Genomic DNA, 19,683 nt, shown 5'->3' with positions numbered 1-19,683 from the left:
CTGTTTCAGTCTACGGGAGAGACCAAGGCCACGTAGCCTGTTTCCCCTGTCAGCGGATTGACGCGCCCGCCGAGCGGATCTTGGGAGTGGCGACGGGCCGCTATGGCCTCGTTGAGCGTCCGGGCCAAGTCTCCGACAGGCGACACCACCACTTCCTGAAGCCCAAGCCAATCCCTCATGAGGCACAGCTCTGCCGCCAGTTCCTCAGCAGTATCCGAGGGCGCCGAGGGTTCGGCATGGGCAGAGCGAACCAACAGCCTGCCCCCTGGCCGGTCAGCCTTCAGGTCTACCCGCGCAACGATCGCTTCGCGAAGAAGGAATGGCAACACGTAGTAGCCGAAACGCCGCTTGGCCGCAGGCGTGTAGATCTCGATCCGGTAGTGGAAGCCGAAGAGTTCTTCAAGGCGGCGCCGTTCGAAAACCAGCGAATCGAAGGGACTGAGGAGCGCGCGCCCTTCTGCCCGGCGCGGTATTTTTGCGTCAACATGCCGGAAAACGTCGCGGTCCCAGCCCTTCACGGTGACGCGCTCGAGTCGGCCGGCCCTCAGGAGCCGTTCCACGGAGGCCTGTCCGGCTTTGGCCGGCGTGCGAAAGTAGTCCGCGAAGCACCGGACCGTACCAATCCCATGAGCCTTCGCCGCTGCTTCGATCAAACGGTCCATTGATGCCTCGGGATCCATCCACTCCGGTGTTCCTCCGGGGTACACACGGGACGTCAGCGCGTACCGGCGTTCAAACTGGGCGGTTCGGGCAGCGGCTGAAACGCGCCCTTCCTCGAAGAGATGTTCAAGAACGCGTTTGACGACGTTCCAGTTCCAACCCCAATTCGCCCGGTCCTGGACTTCATCATGTCCCAACTTGGCTGTCAGTTCCGAGGCGGTCATCGGCCTACTCGTCGCCAGGACTGCGAGGATGCGGTTTTCCATGTCAATTCGCACCTCCTCGTCCAACGAGTGGGCGCCCACCCAGTACCGCTTCTGCCAGGCAAGCAGATCGGGGAAATGTTCCGGCCTGATGAAACTGGCTTCATGGGCCCAGTACTCCATCATTCTTCGAGGCGCCCTCCCTGCCATCGACTGCAGGATCGCGGTGTCATAGTTACCCAGCCGGGAAAAGAAGGGCAGGTAGTGACTGCGGGCAAGGACATTGACCGAATCGATCTGCACCAACTGCAATTGGGCAAAAGTCCGGCCCACCGCCCTCGCTGTTATGGGGGTGGTGGGCCGGACCCTTGCTAATCCTTGGGCCTCCAAAGCCATCCGCCGCGCCTGTGACAGGCTCAGCGAAACGGTCATGGGAGTCCTTTCACTACAAGCAGCGTGCCGATTACCGTGCGCTTGCTGCTTGGTCGTCCGAGCGGTACGCGTGGATCTTCTCTTCGACGGCCTCCTGGCCGGGCTCACAGGTGGAATCGAGGGAGATCACACCATAGGTCCAGCCGCTTCGACGGTACACAACGGAGGGTGCGTTGGTTTCCTTGTCGAGGAACAGATAGAAGTTGTGACCCACGAGTTCCATGTTGTCGACGGCGTCGTCGAGGGTGAGCGAGGCTGCCGGGAAGACCTTCCGGCGGATCAGCACGGGAGAATCACCGGCGGGAATATCGTTTTCGATCTCGTACGGCGACCGCTCGTCGGGTTCGGCTGCAGCGGTTTCGCTGTTGCCGGCCACCTCGTAAATGGGAGCCGTTGTACTGGCAGGCTCCAGGGATGCCGTTGCTTCGCGAACGGCCTTGGGCGTGTGGCGCCCGTGGTGCACCTTCTTCCTGTCCTTCGCCCGCCGCAGACGCTCAAGAAGCTTGTTGTAGGCGAGATCGAAGGCAGCAAATTTGTCAGCGGCTGTGGCTTCGGCACGAATAACAGGGCCTCGGCCCAAGACTGTCACTTCAACGGTAAGCTGGCCGGGCGTCTGCCGGGGATTGGTCTCCTTGGAAACCTTGGCGTCAACCCGCTGGACCTTGTCCCCCAGGGATTCAATCTTTGAGATCTTCTCGCCGGCATATTCGCGGAAGCGGTCGGAAACTGTCAGATTTCGTCCGCTGATCATGAACTCCATGGTGCCCTCCAATAACTCAGGTGACACGACAACGACGCTTCTTGGGGCCGGTCTGACAGACAGTCGAGCCCCTTTCCGAGCCGCTATCGACAGGTACATCTGTTCTTGGTACCCACAACCGACGTTAGTTCATCGGCACGAGTTATTCATCCTTTGGCAACTTATTTTTTGATTTGGTCACAAGGACTCCCGGGGACTCGTCGCCGACCGGCCCGGAGGCGTAGGCTGGTGGCCTCGTGGCCGCCAACACGATGGCTCCGCACACGATGCCGCCGGCTGCGGACAGCGCTCTGGCTGATTCGGCGAGCGTCGCCCCGGTGGTCAGAACATCGTCAATGATCAAGAGCTTTTGCCCGTTGATCTTCTTCGTGGACCGGGACGGCACCTGCATGGAGCCGGCGACCCTCCTGGCCCGTTCTCCGCGCCCCAAGCCCTTCTGTCCTCCGGCTTTCCCGATACCGCCGCTTCTTCCGAGAACGCCGGCGAGGTACTGGTGGATACTCCGCGGCGAAGCTCCCCTACGGATCAACGGCACAAGCCCGGGGCGTTTCCGCAGGACGTCCACTACCGGAAAGTCCGGGAGCAATCGGCGGCGCCGCGTACTGGCCAGGAGGAGTTGCACGGGGCTGAAACCACGCTTCCTGAGAGCTGCTCCGCTGCTGGGCACCGGAACAAGGCAGTAGCTTGCTTTTCCACCGGCGGCAGCTCCCACCGCCCGTGCCAGGCACGCGCCCAGGACATTCGCCAAGCGCCATTGGCCAAGCCGTTTGAACGACAACAACGCCTGGCTGAGTTCCTCACGGTACGGGCCCGCTGCCACGACTTCCAACGTCGCGGTCCCATCGATGTCCACTAATGCAGGCGCCTGTTGCTCCGCACGGAAAGGCCTGGCGCACAACAGCCTGATTTTCTTTGCACACACGCCGCAAATGACGGCGTCCTCCACTCCACAGCAAACGCACTCAACAGGAACGAGCAGCACGAGCAATTCGACACAAGCGCGCTGAAAGGCCGCGGCGCACCTGGCCGGCACGGCACGGTATTCGCCGCGCCTGCGGGGAACTCCGGAATCCCGGGAGTCCAGGTCAGGGTCGCGGCGGGCAAGCAAAGACGTGGCCGTATTGCGGGGACTGCCGGGACTGCGGACCGTGGACGTCACAGCAGCCACCGCCCACGGATGGCGTATGTGTTGAGCATGTCCCAAGCCTGACGCGCGGGTGGCTTAATCGGCAGCCACCCGCGCGGCTATGTGAATAACCTTGAAGCGGCGGACCTCATCCCGGGAAGGAAGGCTCCGTAGGTCCTTTGAGTTGGAGCTCCCAACCGTTTCCTACGCGTTGGAAGACCCCGGCCTCGGATTGGCCGAATATTTGCTCCGGGCCATTGCCGGCGCTCAGGCTCGTGAGACCGTCCCAGGGCGCAAGCTGCTGGGGATCCCCTGATGCCAAGGACAGCAGTTCCGGAACCACGGTTGCCGTGGCGGACCCCGCCATCACTGCCACCGAAGAACCATTGACCCACACGCCTTGGTCCGGTTCGGAAGAGGTGACCAGGTTTACGGGCACCGTAAGGTCCTTCGGGGTCCCGTCGGAATTGCGCACTATGCCGGCCACCTGCACGGCCGTCTTTCCGTTGGCCTCGGAAATAACCAGAGCGCGCGTCCCTTCCCTGGAAACACGGAAGTCCTTGACCGTCCTGCCCGACAACCAGGCCGGGGTCATGGTCACTGACGGCACAGCCATGCCTGCTGCAATGCCCGTGGGTTTGAAGGCCACCACTTCCGTGGCACCGCTGGCACCGGGACCGGCAGTCCAAACCCAATCACCGGGACTGAAAGAAGGCCCGGTGAGGGTGCTCCTGGTGGTCAGTTGCCTGGCCGTTTCCTGTCCGGGTTCTATGACGTACAGGGTGGTCTTGTCTCCGTTGAGGAACGCGATGGTTTGGGACACGGGCGACTCGGCCGGTGCATGCGGCCCCAGGCCCGCCACCGACCTAATGTCAGGCAAGGGTGAGATCCTGTTGTTCTCGTAGCGGACCAGTTCCCCGTTGTTGATGGCTATTTGGCGGGCGGGAACGCTTCGGTCAACCACCGGCGGGAGGACGGAACCGTCATCGTCCACCCGGACCAGGTCCTGGTCTGCACGCAGTTGGACGTTTATCACGTCCGGTTGGCTCCTGAATGTCAAAGCCAACTGGTTCTGCATGCGTTGGCGGTCTTCGGCCGAGGCGTCAAAAAGCTCCTTCGCCGAGAGGTCCACTTGCGCGGACCCGGACACGACGGGGACCGACTCACGGGCCAGCTTCATCCCGGACGGAAAAGCGCTGACGACGGCGCCGCGCAAGTAGGGTGCGGGACCGGCGAGCAAGGCGCTGGTCATGGACTTGACGGTCTTCTTCTTGATGAACCAGCGGTAGTCCGGCACCGCGTAAGTGAAGGTGGGGTCGTAGAAGTAGATGGGATAGGCACCGTAGATGACTTTGAAGGTTTCCTCGGGTATGGCTGTCCCGTCCGGCACCTTGGAAATCCGCCACTCCCCTTCCACTTGGTCCAGGGTGACGGGAATGGATTCCTTGGTTCCAGCCGGGTACTGGGTAGCTATGCCGTCGGCATCCACGGAATAGGCAACATCCAGCTGGTAGACGTACTCGTTTTCAATGGCCGTCTTAACAACCTGCGCCTCACGGAACACCAAGGCACGTTTGTCAGGCTTCCAGGTGACGGACTGCGCCTGGGTGAGGTACTGGCGTGCTACAGGGTAGTCGTCCTCGTAGCCGCTGCCCGCCATGTAGAAGTCCTCGATCACGGCTTCGGGACTTGCTCCGGCGCGAGGTGCCGCCGGAAAGAAGACGGGGGCGTTGGCGTTCCCGGCGCCCTCATCCTTGCTCTTGCCAACCGGTCCTGACCGGGGAATCTGCGCACAGGAAGCCAGCAGGACCATCAGGATCGCCAGCATGGCCACGAAGGCGCGTTTGCGGGCTTGTTGGCGATTCACGACGTCGGTCCTTTCCCTTGCTCCGGCCGGTCTTCAGCGCTAGGAACGTCATGGTTCCCTGCCTCGACGTCGTCGTCGCGGGTGCCCTGCCCGGTGCCGTCAACCGCACCCGGGTTTTGGAGTTCGGCAGGTGCGATGCCGGCGTCCCCAATGGGCGCACCCAACCCATCCGAAGCCGGCCCGGCCGTGGGGTCGTCCGCTGCTGCGCTGAGCAACAGCACTTGCCGTTCGAGCACTGCCCCCGGCTCTATGCCGCTCACGGCGAATTCCGCGGGTTCAAGTTGGAGGGGTGATTTGAGGATTGTCCCTCCCTGCCGCAGCGGCAAGGTCAACCTGAAGTTCGAACCAACGCCCTTGCGGCCCCACGCCTGCAACCAACCATTGTGCAGCTTGGTGTCCTCGGCGGCGATGGACAGGCCCAGGCCGCTTCCCCCGGTTGTCCTGGCGCGGGCGGGGTCGGCCCGCCAGAAGCGGTCGAACACACGGGCCGCCTCTGTGGGGGTCATCCCGATTCCGTGGTCACGGACTGCGATGGCCACAGCATCCTGGTTGGCTGCAACGGAAATGTGGACCGGCCGGCCTTCCCCATGTTCGAGGGCGTTCAGTACCAGGTTCCGAAGGATACGGTCGATGCGCCTCGAGTCCATTTCCACGATGATGCTCTTCTCGCGGGCGTGCAGGAGGACCTCGGAACCATACTCCTCAGCCACCGGAGCTGCGCCTTCAATGACTTGGCCCAGGACTTGGAATATATCCTGCGGCTCGGCGTCCAGGACGGCCGCTCCCGCGTCGAAGCGCGAGATCTCCAGCAGGTCCGAAAGCAGTGACTGGAATCGTTCCACCTGGTTGTAGAGGAGCTCGGCCGATCTCTTGTTCATGGGATCGAAGTCTTCGCGGGCGTCGTACAGGACTTCCGCGGCCATCCGCACCGTGGTCAGCGGGGTCCTCAATTCGTGCGAAACGTCTGAGACGAAGCGCTGCTGCATCTGGGAGAGAGTGGCAAGCTGGGTGATCTGCTCCTGCAGGCTCGCAGCCATGTGGTTGAAGGATGCTCCGAGGCGGGCCACCTCGTCTTCCCCCTTGACCACCATCCGCTCCTGCAGTTGGCCTGCAGCGAGCTTTTCGGAAACGACGGCGGCATGGCTGACTGGGCTGACGACGTTCCGGGTGACGTACCAGGCGACGGCACCGATCATGAGCACCAGTGCTGCGCCGCCGGCCAGCAGGACGTTCTGGATCTCGTCCAGCGTCTTCTGCGCCGTGTTGAGGTCATAGATGAGATAGAGCTCGTACATGGTCCCGTTGAACGTGACCTTGTTGCCCACGGCGATGCCGGGACGGTCCTCGTTGCCCACCGGGAACTCCATCGAAGCCCAGAATTGCTGCTTCCCTCCTTCCTGCACCGCTTTGCGGAGTTCAGGAGGGATGACGCGGACAGTCAATTGGTCCGAAGCGCGTGACTCGACCCATCGGTTGCGGGGCTTGGTCTGTTCCGGGACGGCTTCGAAGACGTAGCGGCGCTGGATGACCGAACCCCGGCCTTCCACCGCAGTGAGGGTGTCGTACACCAGCGTGATGACGCTGGACTGATCCGTGACCTGAGCGCCGTCGAAAGTGTCCTGGACCTGCTTGACGTTGTAACGGGACTCCGATTCCGCTTGGGCGAGGCGTTCCTGGAAGAGGTTGTTGGCGATCTGGTTCGAGAGGTATGCCCCGACGATGGCAAAGGACGTCACCGCCAGCAGCAACGTGGTGAGGACAGTCCTGAACTCAAGGGACCGCCGCCACCTCTTAAGCAGTGAGCGCCAGAGGAAGCGCAGTCCCGGCCGGATCTGCCGAATGCCGATGGAAACCAGCCGCGACACCCTGAGCACCAGTATGAGGCCACGGCGTGTCCAGATACGCGCGCGCGACAACAGCCACCGCACGTTCCGCTCTTGGCGGTGGCTGGAGGAAGAGGCCCCTTCCGACGTCGGACGTTCCGCAGGCGGGACGTCCGGCAGTGTACCGCTGCCGGCGGGAGGCTGTTCGGTTTCCTCTTGGCCGGCCTTACCGGGGGACGACTCAGGAACCTGCTTTATATCCGACACCACGAACCGTCAATACAACCTCAGGCGCTTCGGGATCTCGCTCGATCTTGGAGCGCAAACGCTGGACATGAACATTCACCAACCGGGTGTCCGCGGCGTGCCTGTAACCCCAGACCTGTTCCAGGAGCAGCTCACGCGTGAAAACCTGCCAAGGCTTGCGGGCCAAAGCCACCAGGAGATCGAATTCGAGGGGCGTGAGCGAAATCCTCTCACCACCGCGGGTGACCATGTGTCCGGCCACGTCAATGGTGACATCGGCGATCCGCAGCGTTTCAGGTGCCTTTTGCTCACCGGGACGGAGGCGGGCCCGCACCCGCGCGACGAGCTCGGCAGGTTTGAACGGCTTCGGCACGTAGTCATCCGCGCCGGATTCCAGGCCGCGAACCACATCCGAGGTGTCCGACTTGGCGGTGAGCATGACGATCGGAACATCCGATTCCCCACGGATCTGCCGGCACACCTCAATGCCGTCGGATCCCGGAAGCATCAGGTCCAGGAGCACGAGGTCCGGCTTTGACGAACGGAAGACATCGAGGGCCTGGCCGCCGTCTGCGCAGAACACCGGTTCGAAGCCGTCGTTGCGCAGCACAATGCCAATCATTTCCGCGAGTGCCTCGTCGTCGTCAACTACCAGAATGCGTGCCTTCATAGTTATATGTTCCCTTATCCACATGCCTTTGTCCTGCTGGGCGGGCGCACGGCATGGCGCCCCACAGGCCTCTTCCACCGTACTGCAAAGCCTTCAGCCGGGCCGCCACGAAAGGCCGGAAGGTCATGCTAGGAGGTATGGCGCCGTGACTATAGGCTGGGGTCCGAAGGTCCGTTTGGGGGACGTCGATAAGCGGCGGGCCGGGTCTGATGGGGAGGAATTCGTGTCACAACCAGAACACGGCCAGCAGCCACCTGCCGGTGCCCAGCCGGGTTGGGGTGGCCAGCCGGGTTGGGGTGCCCAGCCGCAGTGGGGAGGCACCCCGGTGTGGCCCACTCCCCCGGTATCCCCGCCGGCACACCAGCCGGCGGCCGGACAACAGCCCTGGCCGGCCCAGCCGCCAACGGGTTGGCCGCAGCCGGGCATGCCCGCCGGACAGCCACCCTATGGACAACCCTTATATGTAGCACCTCCCAAACCAGGCATCATCCCGTTGCGTCCGCTGCAGTTCGGGGAAATACTCGACGGCGCGTTCCAGACCATCCGCCGCAATGCCGCGGCCATGGTCGGTTCAGCGTTGATCGTCCAAGCCATCAGCCAGACCCTGCTGGGGGCCGTTTCCTTGGGCTTGCTCCAAGCGGTCGATTCGCTGGATACCGTGGAATCACGTGCCGAACTGGACGGCCTCCTTGGCCCTTTCATCGGGATGATGGCCGGGGCGCTTGGCATCACCATGCTCATGGCATTCCTGGGGTCAGTACTCCAAGGCGTGCTGGTGGTCCCGGTGTCCCGGTCGGTGCTGAACCGGAGGACGGGCTTCAAGGCCATGTGGAAGCTGGCCGCCCCACGGATTTGGCCGTTGCTGGGCGTGGCTGCCCTGCTGACCTTCGTAGCACTCCTGGCCGTGGCAGCCGTCGCCGGCATTGCCGTGGTGCTGCTGATGAATTTGGGCCCTGCCGCTTTTGCTTTGGTCATTCCTTTGTGGCTTGGGGCGTTTGTCCTGTACCTCTGGATCGCCATCAAGCTCATGTTCGCACCGGCGGCGATCGTGGTTGAGCAGGTGGGAATCTACCAGGGCCTGCTGCGCTCCTGGCAGTTGACCAAGAACAGCTGGTGGCGGATTTTCGGCATCACGATCGTCGTGAACCTCATGGTTGGGGTTATCGGCTACGTCGTCCAGATCCCGGTGCAGTTGGCTTCGGGCGCGGTCGGCTCGGTGGTCTCGCCGCATCCGGATTTCGCTTCCATGAGTTCGGCCCTGCTGGTAACCACCATTATCTCCACGGTCGTTTCAACGCTGGTAGGTTCCATAACCTTCGCCTTCCAGACTTCCGTCTCCGCCCTGATCTATATGGACCTGCGGATGCGCCGGGAAGGACTGGACGTCGAGTTGATGAGGCTCATGGAGTCCGGCGCCGACCCAGACGGGATTCCCGGTGCCCCGCGAGGGAGAAGTGCCGGGTGGCCGTCGGCATGACGGGAGCTTTCCTGCGGATTCCCAGTGCAATCGCTGTCTTGGAACCACCGGTGAGTCCGGACCGGAACGAAGCACGGCGATGGGCAGAGGAAGAACTGTCCAAGCCCAAATACCCGGACGCGCAGCCAAGCTGGCTGGAGCAGGTATGGCAGGATTTCCTGGACTGGCTGGCTTCCCTCGGCAGCGACTCCGGGTCGCCGGGCAACGGAATCGCCGTTCCCGTCATCATCGCCCTGGCCATTGCGCTCATTGTGGTGGCCGTCATCGTGGTCCGTCCCAGGCTGAACGCGCGTCGCAGGAAACCTGTTCCCGACGTGTTCGGCGATGAGCCGGTGGTGGACGCTGCGGTATACCGGCAACGGGCGGCGGCTGCCGCGGACGACGGCGACTGGCGGGCCGCCGTCGTCGAACAGTTCCGCGCTGTGGTCCGGTCCTCGGAGGAACGCGACATCATTGAGGCGAGGCCCGGCCGCACGGCCGATGAAGCAGCCGCGCAACTGGGCGGGGTCTTCCCTGCCGCGAGGCTGCGCCTGGCGGATGCGGCAAGAAGCTTCGACGCCGTCCTCTATGGCGGAATGCCTGCGCACAGAGCCGCTTATGAGGCCGTATGCGCCGTTGATTCCGATCTTCTTGGCATGGCACCGGAGTTTGGCGCACCTGCGGCCACGGGATTCGCGGTGCCTCGATGAGCCGCACCGAAACCCTGGCCGAAGCCCGGACGGGAGAACCCGCGACCGAACCCAATAAGCCACCACACCGCGACCGGCATCCCCGGGCCGGACAGTGGTTCCGGAGAAACGCCCTGTGGATCATCCTGGCTTTGCTCTTCGCCGGGCTCGTCACCTACCTTGTGGTGGATCGGCAAGCAGCCGCCCAGGACTCCAGGCGGTTGTCCGCCAACAACCCCGGTCCGGGAGGTGCCATGGCCGTGGCTGAAATCCTCAGCCAGCACGGGGTGGACGTCACCAGCACCGACACCTTGGAGGAGACCACAGCCGCGCTGGAACGCGATCCGGACGCAAGCTTGCTGCTTTATGATCCCCGGGGTTTCCTCGACGGCGAACAACTGTCCGGGCTGCGGGACTCCGTCAACCGGATGACGGTGGTTTCTCCCCGCCTGACCGTTCTGCGCGCCCTCGATGCCGACATCCGTCCGGGCGGCGTGGTCCCGGAGGACATAACGACGTTGAATCCCGCCTGCGGAGTGGAAGATGCGCAGGCTGCCGGTCCCGTCGCAGCCCGGGGAGCAGTGTATTCCGGTCCCGCCGTCTGCTATCCGATCCGTGACGGCGGACCGGGACTGTATGCGGCGGTCGAAGGGGGCAGGCTCGTGGTCTTGGGCAGCACCGACCTGCTGGACAACCAACACCTCGCCGATCAAGGGAACGCTGCCCTGGCGATTCGTACGCTGGGTACCACGGAGAAGCTGGTCTGGTACTTGCCCTCCGTGGCCGATATCCAAGCAGATCGCTCGGCCCCAACCCTCAGCGAGCTTGCTCCCCCGTGGGTGGCCGTTGCCGGACCGTGGCTTGGGTTTGTGGCGTTGCTTGCCATTGCGTGGCGGGCACGCCGGTTGGGGCCCTTGGTTTTTGAGCCCCTGCCGGTCGTCGTGAAAGCGGCTGAGACAGCCGAGGGCAGGGCGCGCCTTTACCAGGACTCACGGGCTTTGCGGCTCGCTGCGGACACCCTGCGTGCCGGCACCCTCACCAGGCTGGCCAGGCATTTCAAGCTGGGAGCCGACGCCACCCCCGATGCGGTTGTTGATGCCTTGGCGTATCGCCTCGGCAGGCCGGTACCGGAGATGCAATCTTTGCTGCTCAACACCCATCCGGAGACTGAAGGACACCTGGTCCAATGGGCCCAGCGCATGGAACAAATCGAACAGGAGGCCATGGGCCGATGAACAACCAGCCGAGCAGCTACGCGGAAACTACCGGCGCGTACCCGGACAACGCGGTTACAGCGGGTGGTTCCCCGGCCGTCGCCCCGGAGCACCCTCACCAAGGCCATCGGGAAGATCCTGCACGGGAAGCCTTGTTGAATGTCCGTCGTGAAGTGGGCAAGGCCGTCGTAGGCCAGGACCCGACTGTCACAGGCATGCTCATCGCCCTGCTGTGTGACGGACACGTCTTGCTGGAGGGCGTCCCCGGGGTGGCCAAGACCCTGCTGGTGAGGGCGCTCTCCACCGCTTTGAGCCTGGAGACCAAGCGTGTCCAGTTCACGCCGGACCTGATGCCGGGCGATGTCACCGGATCCCTGGTCTACGATTCCCACTCTTCGGAGTTCTCCTTCAGGGAGGGTCCGGTGTTCACCAACATCCTCCTCGCCGACGAGATCAACAGGACTCCGCCCAAGACCCAGGCCTCCCTCCTGGAAGCCATGGAAGAACGGCAGGTTTCCGTGGACGGGGTCTCCAGGCGGTTGCCCGAACCCTTCATCGTGGCTGCCACCCAGAACCCGGTGGAGTACGAAGGAACGTATCCCCTCCCCGAGGCCCAGTTGGACCGTTTCCTTTTGAAACTCACCATGCCGTTACCGGACCGGATGGAGGAAATTGAGGTGATTCGCCGGCACGCGGCGGGCTTTGATCCTCGCGACCTCGGCGCGGCCGGAGTGCGTCCGGTGGCGGGAGCAGCCGAGCTTGCCCGTGCGCGCGAAGCGGTGGCGGCGGTTTCCGTTGCTCCCGAGATCCTCGCCTACATCGTGGACGTTGTCCGCGCCACCCGATCGGCTCCATCCTTCCAGCTGGGCGTCTCGCCCCGTGGCGCCACCGCTTTGCTCAACTCCGCAAAGGCGTGGGCTTGGCTGTCGAACCGGACGTTCGTCACGCCGGATGACGTCAAGGCGTTGTCCCTGCCGTGCCTCCGGCACCGTGTGGGGTTGCGGCCTGAGGCCCAGATGGACGGTATCAAGGTCGATGATGTGTTGGGCAGCATCCTGGCCTCCGTGCCGGTGCCCCGATGACCAGGACGTCCTGAATGGCAATCACGGGCCGTTTTGTCCTGTTGGCGTTCGCCGCGCTGGCTCCCTTGGTGCTCTTTCCTGCATGGACCACAGTGCTGCTCGTTGCCGGAGTGCTCCTGCTCTTCCTGGTCATCGATCTGGTCCTGGCTGCGTCACCGGCCAAAGTGACGTTGGAGCGGCGCCAGCCACCCAATGTGACTCTTGAAAGCAGCGTCACTGCCACGCTGACGGTGACTAACGGAAGCCGGCGCAGGCTCCGCGCCGTGGTCAGGGATGCCTGGCAACCCTCGGCAGGTGCGGCCAATGCCGTCCAGTCGCTGGCAGTTCCGCCGGCTGAACGCCGTCGAATGACCGTGACGTTGTGCCCGAGCCGGCGGGGAGACTTGGAACCGCCGCACGTGACCATCCGTTCCCTTGGCCCCTTGGGGCTCGCCGCCCGGCAACGGACCCGTCCCCTGCCCGGCAAGCTGAGGGTCCTTCCGCCGTTCCATTCCAAACGCCATCTGCCCTCCAAACTCCGCAAACTTCGGGAGCTGGACGGTCGGGCAGCCGTCCAGATCCGCGGCGCTGGAACCGAATTCGACTCCCTCCGGGACTATGTGCGCGGCGACGACGTCCGATCCATCGATTGGCGGGCCACAGCCCGGCGTACCTCCGTGGTGGTTCGCACGTGGCGTCCGGAGCGGGACCGGCGGGTGGTGATCGTGCTGGACACCTCACGCACAGCTGCAGCACGGATCGCTGATGAGCCCAGGCTTGATACGGGCATCGAAGCAGCGCTGCTGCTGGCCGTCCTGGCTGAACGGGGCGGCGACAGAGTGGACTTCCTCGCGTATGACCGGCGGCTGCGCGCCCGGGTCGAATCGGCGTCGAAGGGGAACCTGTTGGGGCAGCTCGTCCAGGCCATGGCACCGCTGGACGCCGAACTCATCGAGCTGGATTGGCAACAGATACCCGGCCAGGTGCGGGCCGTCTCGGCGCACCGCTCCCTGGTGGTGCTCTTGACCGCGCTCGACGGCGGTGCCCCCGAGGAGGGCCTCTTGCCCTTGGTGGCCCGGCTGGCCACGCAGCATGTGGTGGTGGTGGCATCCGTACGTGATCCGCTTTTGGACGCGATGAAGGAAGAACGCACGACGGCGAGCCAGGTTTTCCGCGCCGCCGCAGCTGAACGGGCCCTCTTGGAACGGGCTGCCGTTTCAAACCAGCTGCGCCAACTTGGGGCTGAAGTAGTTGATGCGCACCCGCTCGAGCTGCCGCCCATGCTCGCCGACGCCTACATCCGGCTCAAAGCCGCCGGCCGACTCTAGGAAGGACTGACTGCACAATGAATCAACCCATCTACAAACTGGCCTTGGGCGATGCCTTCGAACAGCTGGCCCCGGAGCTTCAGGACTATTTCTCCCTTTCCGCGGGATCGGGCCACTACGGAGTAGGACAGGGTGTTTTCGATGTTGTGGGCTGCCGCCAAAAATGGTTGCGCCCCTTCCTGTCGCTGACTACCGGCGAGGAAGCGTTCTTCCCGGAGTACGGCGAGGGCATTCCCTTCCGGATCGAAAACCACGCCCATGTGGACCCCTTCAACCGTGCCGCGCTGACAGCACGGAGAGAGATCTTCTTTCCCTCGGGAACGCGGTTGTTTCATGACACCACCAGCGCGATCCCTGAAGCCGGGGCCCACCGGCTGGTGGACCACGTGGGCCGGTACCGGCGGCTTGTCACCGACCTCAAGGTCTCTGTCACCCCGGACGGAAAGCTCCGCGGAGTTTCGAAAAACAGCCGGCTGTTTCTGGGACCACTTCGGATCCCCCTGCCCAGCGCGTTGGATGCCCGCGCGTATGCCGAACAGTGGTGGGACGCCGAAGAGGGCAAACACCGCATCCAAGTGAAGGTGATCCAACCCCAGGTAGGCCTCGTCCTGGTTTACGCCGGCCGGTTCGACTACCGGCTGGTTCCCTATTTGCCCGGCAGCGCCGCCGGACAGTCGCTGCCCCGGTACGCTGAACCGGATCGCTGGGAACAGCGCATCTGAGCGAATCTGATCCCGTGCCCGGTGACAACCTGGCCGCGGACCAGTCGGTCCAGCCCAAACCGTGGGCCGGTTGTTCCCGTCCTAGCCGTGGGCCAGTTGGTCCAGTCCGTCGGCAACGTGTGTCAGTTTGGTGAGGACCGCCTGCGCTTCGGCAGGTTTAAGGTGCGCCAGGCCCGTGGCGGGCGTGACGCGCAGCCCGGACAATCCGGCGGCCGGGAGACCCAGCTGATGCCAAGGCCGCCAAATGCTGTCCACCACTTCGGCCGTCCTCGGCAGCGGCTTCTCCGTGCCAAGAGCCCCGGCCCACAGGCGTTTCCCGGCTTCGACGGCAGCGGCCAGCTGTTCCCATTGGCGTGTGGTCAAAGCCTTGAGCGGCACGGCGATCCCGTCAGCCCCGGCAGTGATGATCCGTTCAAACGGCGCTTCGATCTCCGGCACCGAAATGACGGTCTCTACTGCCCCGGCTGCCTTGATCGCCTCGATGACCAGCCGCCATGCAGCGGTGACCTCTTCGCCGTCCATGGACCTGAGGGTTCGGTACCCGCTGGCGGTGGGAATGGTCCCGCCCATGACGGCTGCGATGTCCGGCTCATCCAGTTGGACCACGATTTCTGCGCCAGGAACGGCCGCACGAATACGTCCAAGGTGATCGGCCACCCCTGCTGCGAGCGACTCCGCGATATCCCTACGCGCACCGAAATCCAACAGGGCCCGCTCGCCATTGTGGAGGTAAAGTCCGGCTGCCAGGCTCAGCGGCCCCACGAACTGGATCTTGATTGCGGACGCAGGATTCTCTTCGGCCCCTGCCACGTCGGCCAGCACATTGACGTCGGAGGCCAGCGCCGACCGCGCCCGCTGGAGGTCCTTCCCCGGGCGGTCCACCAGCCGCCAGCCGTGTGGCTGGATGTCGATCGCGAGCTCAACCAGCAAGCTCCCCGTCCGGCCGATAGGGTCCGAGCCGACGCCCCGGTCCGGCAATTCGGGGAGGAACGGCACGTGCGGGTCCCCGAGTTCTCCGCGGATGGTGCGGAGCGCTTCAGCGGGGTCGTTCGCCGGCCACGGTCCCAGTGCGGTTGCGCTGGTCCGGTGTTGCTGTACTTCTGCCACGCCTAGACCTGCTGGTTGGTGGTCTGGTGGTTCTCGGCGATGGCCTCGTGATGCCTGATGACCTCGCTGATGATGAAGTTGAGGAACTTCTCGGCGAACGCCGGATCAAGGTGCGCGTCCTCGGCCAAGCGCCGCAAGCGGGCGATCTGGGCGGCTTCCCGTCCCGGATCACCCGCCGGCAGCTTATGCGTGGCTTTGAGGATGCCTACCTTCTGGGTGGCCTTGAACCGCTCGGCGAGCAGGAACACGAGCGTGGCATCGATGTTGTCGATGCTGGAGCGGATGGACAACAGTTCGTCCATGATGGCCCGGTCCACTTGTCCGGACAGGGAACTCGCTGCCGGGTCGAAGGATTCGGAGTCATCAGGAAGGACATTGTTCTGCTCGGTCATGCCTCCCAGTCTAGGGTGTGGCACTTGGCCCCGCGTTGTTGTTACCCCGGGGTCGCTCCGCCCAGCAGCGCGCGGTGGGCCTCCCGCCGTCGGGCCTGTTCCTCCGGGTCCGGCACCGGCAGCGAGGCGATCAGCCGCTTGGTGTAGTCGTGCTGCGGCGAGCCCATGACATGGTTGCCAATCCCCTGTTCAACCAGCTTGCCTTTGTAAAGCACCCCCACCCAATGCGACAACATATCCACCACTGCCAGGTCGTGGCTGATGAACAGCGCGGCGAACCCATACTCCTCCTGGATGTCCTTGAAGAGATCCAGCACTTTTGCCTGGACCGAGACGTCCAAGGCCGAGGTAGGTTCGTCGGCAATGAGCAGGCGCGGATTCAGCGCGAGGGACCGGGCCAGGGAGGCACGCTGCCGCTGGCCGCCGGACAACTCGTGCGGGTACCGCTGCGCGTACGACGCCGGCAACTGGACTGATTCGAGCAACTCGCCTACCCGCTTGCGCGCCTCGGCAGCGCTTGGCTTGGTATGGATCATCAGTGGTTCCGCGACGCATTCCCCAATGGTCAAGTGGGGGTTGAACGAGGCTGCGGGGTCCTGGAAGACGAAGCCGATGTCCTTCCTGAGGGGGCGGAAGGTGCGCTCCTTGAAGTCGAGCATCTCGTAGCCGAGAACCTTCAGGCTGCCCCCGGTTACCCTGGTCAGGCCCGCAATGGCCCGACCGATGGTGGATTTGCCGGACCCCGACTCGCCTACCAAGCCAAAGACTTCGTTCTCGGACACCGTGAAGCTGACGTCATCGACGGCCTTGAAGCCGTGCTTGCCAAACCGTCCGGGATACTCGATCACCAGGTTCTTCGCCTCAACCAGGACCTTGCCGTCCTGGTGCAGGCGTCCCCGGGCTCCCTCGGATGCTGAGTTCCGCCCGAGATGGGGTACGGCGGCCAGGAGCTTCCGGGTGTACTCCTCTTTCGGTTCCGCGAACAGCACCTTGGAAGGCGCCTCCTCCACCACATCCCCTTGGTACATCACCACCACACGGTCGGCGAGATCGGCCACCACTCCCATGTTGTGGGTGATGAGGACGATCGAGGTGCCGTAGTTGTCCCGCAGATCGCGCAGGAGCTGCAGGATTTCGGCTTGGACGGTCACGTCCAACGCGGTGGTCGGCTCATCCGCCACGATCAGCCCGGGGTTCAACGCCAGGGCAGCTGCGATGACCACACGCTGCTTCTGGCCGCCCGAAAACTGATGCGGGTAGTAGTCAACCCTCGTCTCCGGGTCGGGGATTCCGACCTTCCGCAGCGCCTCCGTGGCACGCGCCTTTGCTTCCTTGGCGGAAACCCGGTGCCCGTCAGTACTGTGGGCCCGGATGCCCTCGGCAATCTGCCACCCCACCGTAAAGACCGGATTCAGTGCCGTGGAAGGCTCCTGGAAGACCATGGCAACGTCGCGTCCGCGGATACGGCGCAGGGCTGATGTGCCGAGGCTGATCACGTTGTTGCCTTTGATGAGGACAGCGCCGGAACTGATGGCTGTTTCGGGAAGCAACCCAAGAATGGTCTTGGCCGTGACGGTCTTGCCCGATCCTGACTCGCCCACAATGGCAAGTACTTCGCCGGCTCTCACGTCCAGGCTCACATCTTTGACCGCCCGGACGTCGCCGCCGTCCGTAGCAAAGGTGACCTGCAGTTTCTCAATGGACAGGACCGGTTCCCTTTGCGGGGCGTGGTCCTGGGCTTCTCCGAGGTTGATGCTCATGGCGTGGGTCCTTCCGCCGGTGCGGTCCCGGTTGTGCCGGACTGTGCACCGTTGGGTTTGGTGGCGCCGGCCCGTTTGCGGCTCCGGATCCGGGGGTCGTTGAGGTCATTGATGCTTTCGCCCACCAGGGTCAGTCCAAGCACGGTCAGGACGATGGCCAAGCCTGGGAAGACGCCTGTCCACCAGATGCCGGACGAGGTGTCCGCCAAGGCCTTGTTGAGGTCGAAGCCCCATTCAGCAGCCGAAGTGGGTTCGATGCCAAAGCCCAGGAAGCCAAGGCCGGCCAGGGTAAGAATCGCCTCCGAGGCATTGAGGGTGAACATGAGCGGCAACGTCCGGGTGGCGTTCTTGAAGATGTGGCGGCTGATGATCCGCAGGCTGGAGGCCCCCAGCACCTTGGCCGACTCCACGAACGGCTCGGCTTTCAGGCGAATGGTTTCGGCCCGGATCACCCGGAAGTACTGCGGTACGAACACCACCGTGATGGCGAAGGCGCAGGAGAATATGCCGCCCCAGAAGCTGGACTGGCCACGGCTGATCACAATGGAGACCACAATGGCCAGCAAGAGTGTGGGGAAAGCGTAGATGGCGTCAGCCACCACCACCAGGATCCTGTCCAGCCAGCCTCCGAAGTAGCCGCTCAGCAGTCCAAGGGCCACCCCAAGGAACAGAGACATGGCTACGGAGACCACGATCACGGTCACAGCGGTCTGCGATCCCCACACCACTCGTGAAAGGACGTCATAGCCTCCCACGGTGGTGCCCCACAGGTGCTTGGCACTCGGTGCCTGCTGGGTGGGGAACGAACCGGAACCATCACTGAGTTGCGAATAGCCATAGGGGGCCAGCAAGGGGGCAAAGATGCTGGTCAGGACAAAGAGGCCGCTCAGGATGACACCGGCAATCAGCATTCCCCGTTGGAGGCCGACGCTCTTACGCAGGTGGGATACCACGGGCAGTCGCATCAGGAGCGGTTGCTTGGGCGCAGTAAGTTCAGGAGTACTCAAGGTCAGTACCTCACTCGCGGGTCGATGAGGGCCGCAATAATGTCGACAATGAAGTTGGTGACGGCAACGATCACGGCCAAGAGCACCACGATGCCCTGGACGGCTACGAAGTCGCGGGCGTTCAGGTACTGCACCAGCTGGTACCCGAGGCCCTTCCACTCGAAGGTGGTTTCGGTGAGGATGGCGCCGCCGAGCATGAGCGCGATCTGCAGGCCCATGACCGTGATAATGGGGATCAACGCGGGCTTGTAGGCGTGCTTGGTGACCAGTCGGTACTCGCTGACACCCCGTGAACGCCCGGCTTCGACGTAGTCCTTGCCCAGCGTTCCGATCACGTTCGTCCGCACCAGGCGGAGGAACACACCGGCGGTCAACAAACCCAAGGCGATGGCCGGGAGCACGGCGTGGGAAACGATGTCACCCAGTGCCGTGAAGTTTCCGCTCCTGATCGCATCAAGCCAATAGATGCCCGATGGCGCTGCAAGGTTGCTCATGGCCAACTCGGTCCGGGTGGAGGCCCTCCCCGCCACCGGGAACCAGCCGAGCCATACCGAAAAAGTCAGTTTGAGGAGAAGGCCCGAGAAGAAGACGGGCGTGGCGTAGCAGAGGATCGCGAAGAGCCGCAGGACCGCGTCCGAAGCCTTGTCCCGATGCTGGGCCGCGATGAGCCCGAACGGAATGCCGACAGCGAGGGCCACGACCAAGGCGTTGATGCTCAATTCCAAGGTGGCCGCGCCGAAGGTGAAAAGTACCTCGACCACGGGACGGCGATCGGTAATGGTAGTGCCGAAGTTTCCGGTGATCAGCTGGCCAAGATACTCGAAGTATTGGACCAATACCGGCCTGTCGTAGCCGGCCTCATGGATACGCTGTGCGAGGACGTCCGGTGGGAGCCGCCCGCCTTGGGCAGCGGTGATGGGGTCGCCGATGACCCGCATGAGGAAGAAGACCAGGGTCACCAGGATGAAGACCGTGGGGATGATCAGGAAGAACCTGACCACGATGTATCTGCCAAGTCCTCCCCCGGACCTGGATTTGCTTTTGGGTGTGACGACGCCGGGTTCGGCGTCAGGCACGTCAACGAGTGTTGTCATTTGCTACCTGCGATTCCTGCTTTGGTTCAGCGGAGTTTGGCTGGAGCGTCTGCCGGGCTTCGAGGA

17 protein-coding genes are annotated in these 19,683 nt (G+C 63.7%); 6 read left to right on the top strand and 11 right to left on the bottom strand.

From position 1 onward, the window contains the following. Positions 1 to 5 precede the first annotated feature (5 nt). The 6 genes from HMI59_RS07330 to mtrA all read right to left on the bottom strand — a co-directional run bounded on the left by HMI59_RS07330 (position 6) and on the right by mtrA (position 7,787). Positions 6 to 1,295, bottom strand: a complete 1,290-nt coding sequence (locus tag HMI59_RS07330; protein ID WP_166183336.1) for a winged helix-turn-helix domain-containing protein — start codon at positions 1,293 to 1,295, stop codon at positions 6 to 8. Positions 1,296 to 1,326: 31 nt separating this feature from the next. Next, on the bottom strand, positions 1,327 to 2,055 hold the full coding sequence (gene hpf, locus HMI59_RS07325; protein ID WP_021471868.1) for a ribosome hibernation-promoting factor, HPF/YfiA family: 729 nt from the start codon (positions 2,053 to 2,055) through the stop codon (positions 1,327 to 1,329). Between the two features lie 142 nt (positions 2,056 to 2,197). Then, a complete protein-coding gene (locus HMI59_RS07320) occupies positions 2,198 to 2,908 on the bottom strand; it encodes a ComF family protein (protein ID WP_227471565.1) in 711 nt (236 codons plus the stop codon). A gap of 421 nt (positions 2,909 to 3,329) precedes the next feature. Beyond that, a complete protein-coding gene (locus HMI59_RS07315) occupies positions 3,330 to 5,048 on the bottom strand; it encodes an LpqB family beta-propeller domain-containing protein (RefSeq protein ID WP_227471564.1) in 1,719 nt (572 codons plus the stop codon). Continuing rightward, the gene (gene mtrB, locus HMI59_RS07310; RefSeq protein ID WP_370583576.1) at positions 5,045 to 6,913 is read right to left on the bottom strand and encodes an MtrAB system histidine kinase MtrB; all 1,869 of its coding nucleotides are present in this window, start codon (positions 6,911 to 6,913) and stop codon (positions 5,045 to 5,047) included. The genes HMI59_RS07315 and mtrB overlap by 4 nt, the downstream gene beginning before the upstream one ends. Positions 6,914 to 7,112: 199 nt before the next feature. Next, the gene (gene mtrA / locus HMI59_RS07305; RefSeq protein ID WP_021471864.1) at positions 7,113 to 7,787 is read right to left on the bottom strand and encodes an MtrAB system response regulator MtrA; all 675 of its coding nucleotides are present in this window, start codon (positions 7,785 to 7,787) and stop codon (positions 7,113 to 7,115) included. Between the two features lie 223 nt (positions 7,788 to 8,010). On the opposite strand from mtrA, the gene HMI59_RS07300 reads away from it, so the two are divergent. The 6 genes from HMI59_RS07300 to HMI59_RS07275 are packed head-to-tail and all read left to right on the top strand — an operon-like array spanning position 8,011 to position 14,257. Next, positions 8,011 to 9,264 carry a glycerophosphoryl diester phosphodiesterase membrane domain-containing protein gene (locus HMI59_RS07300; RefSeq protein ID WP_227471562.1) on the top strand — a complete coding sequence of 418 codons (1,254 nt, stop codon included), beginning with the start codon at positions 8,011 to 8,013 and terminating at the stop codon, positions 9,262 to 9,264. After that, a complete protein-coding gene (locus HMI59_RS07295) occupies positions 9,261 to 9,953 on the top strand; it encodes a DUF4129 domain-containing protein (protein ID WP_166183341.1) in 693 nt (230 codons plus the stop codon). Before HMI59_RS07300 ends, HMI59_RS07295 begins: the two co-directional genes overlap by 4 nt. Then, positions 9,950 to 11,167 carry a DUF4350 domain-containing protein gene (locus tag HMI59_RS07290; protein ID WP_193593234.1) on the top strand — a complete coding sequence of 406 codons (1,218 nt, stop codon included), beginning with the start codon at positions 9,950 to 9,952 and terminating at the stop codon, positions 11,165 to 11,167. Before HMI59_RS07295 ends, HMI59_RS07290 begins: the two co-directional genes overlap by 4 nt. Continuing rightward, positions 11,164 to 12,228 carry a MoxR family ATPase gene (locus HMI59_RS07285; RefSeq protein ID WP_021471860.1) on the top strand — a complete coding sequence of 355 codons (1,065 nt, stop codon included), beginning with the start codon at positions 11,164 to 11,166 and terminating at the stop codon, positions 12,226 to 12,228. The genes HMI59_RS07290 and HMI59_RS07285 overlap by 4 nt, the downstream gene beginning before the upstream one ends. Positions 12,229 to 12,242: 14 nt before the next feature. Next, a complete protein-coding gene (locus HMI59_RS07280; protein WP_193593233.1) occupies positions 12,243 to 13,535 on the top strand; it encodes a DUF58 domain-containing protein in 1,293 nt (430 codons plus the stop codon). Positions 13,536 to 13,552: 17 nt separating this feature from the next. Next, on the top strand, positions 13,553 to 14,257 hold the full coding sequence (locus HMI59_RS07275) for a DUF4166 domain-containing protein (protein ID WP_193593232.1): 705 nt from the start codon (positions 13,553 to 13,555) through the stop codon (positions 14,255 to 14,257). An 81-nt stretch (positions 14,258 to 14,338) separates the two neighbouring features. On the opposite strand, the gene HMI59_RS07270 is transcribed toward HMI59_RS07275, so the two are convergent. From HMI59_RS07270 to HMI59_RS07250, 5 genes are read right to left on the bottom strand one after another with little or no spacing between them, the layout of a single operon-like run. Then, entirely contained in the window at positions 14,339 to 15,364 is a 1,026-nt protein-coding gene (locus tag HMI59_RS07270) for a hypothetical protein (protein WP_193593231.1), read from the bottom strand. Between the two features lie 2 nt (positions 15,365 to 15,366). Continuing rightward, the gene (locus HMI59_RS07265; RefSeq protein ID WP_166183354.1) at positions 15,367 to 15,756 is read right to left on the bottom strand and encodes a chorismate mutase; all 390 of its coding nucleotides are present in this window, start codon (positions 15,754 to 15,756) and stop codon (positions 15,367 to 15,369) included. 41 nt (positions 15,757 to 15,797) lie between these two features. Beyond that, on the bottom strand, positions 15,798 to 17,516 hold the full coding sequence (locus HMI59_RS07260) for an ABC transporter ATP-binding protein (protein WP_193593230.1): 1,719 nt from the start codon (positions 17,514 to 17,516) through the stop codon (positions 15,798 to 15,800). Next, positions 17,513 to 18,481, bottom strand: coding sequence for an ABC transporter permease (locus HMI59_RS07255; RefSeq protein WP_227471621.1), 969 nt, complete (start codon positions 18,479 to 18,481; stop codon positions 17,513 to 17,515). The genes HMI59_RS07260 and HMI59_RS07255 overlap by 4 nt, the downstream gene beginning before the upstream one ends. A 44-nt stretch (positions 18,482 to 18,525) precedes the next feature. Further along, the gene (locus tag HMI59_RS07250) at positions 18,526 to 19,617 is read right to left on the bottom strand and encodes an ABC transporter permease (protein WP_021471853.1); all 1,092 of its coding nucleotides are present in this window, start codon (positions 19,615 to 19,617) and stop codon (positions 18,526 to 18,528) included. Positions 19,618 to 19,683 lie beyond the last annotated feature (66 nt).

The organism is Paenarthrobacter sp. YJN-5, assembly GCF_015040095.1.
GTDB classification, from domain to species: domain Bacteria; phylum Actinomycetota; class Actinomycetes; order Actinomycetales; family Micrococcaceae; genus Arthrobacter; species Arthrobacter ureafaciens.
This window is presented reverse-complemented; position numbering and strand designations above follow the sequence as displayed.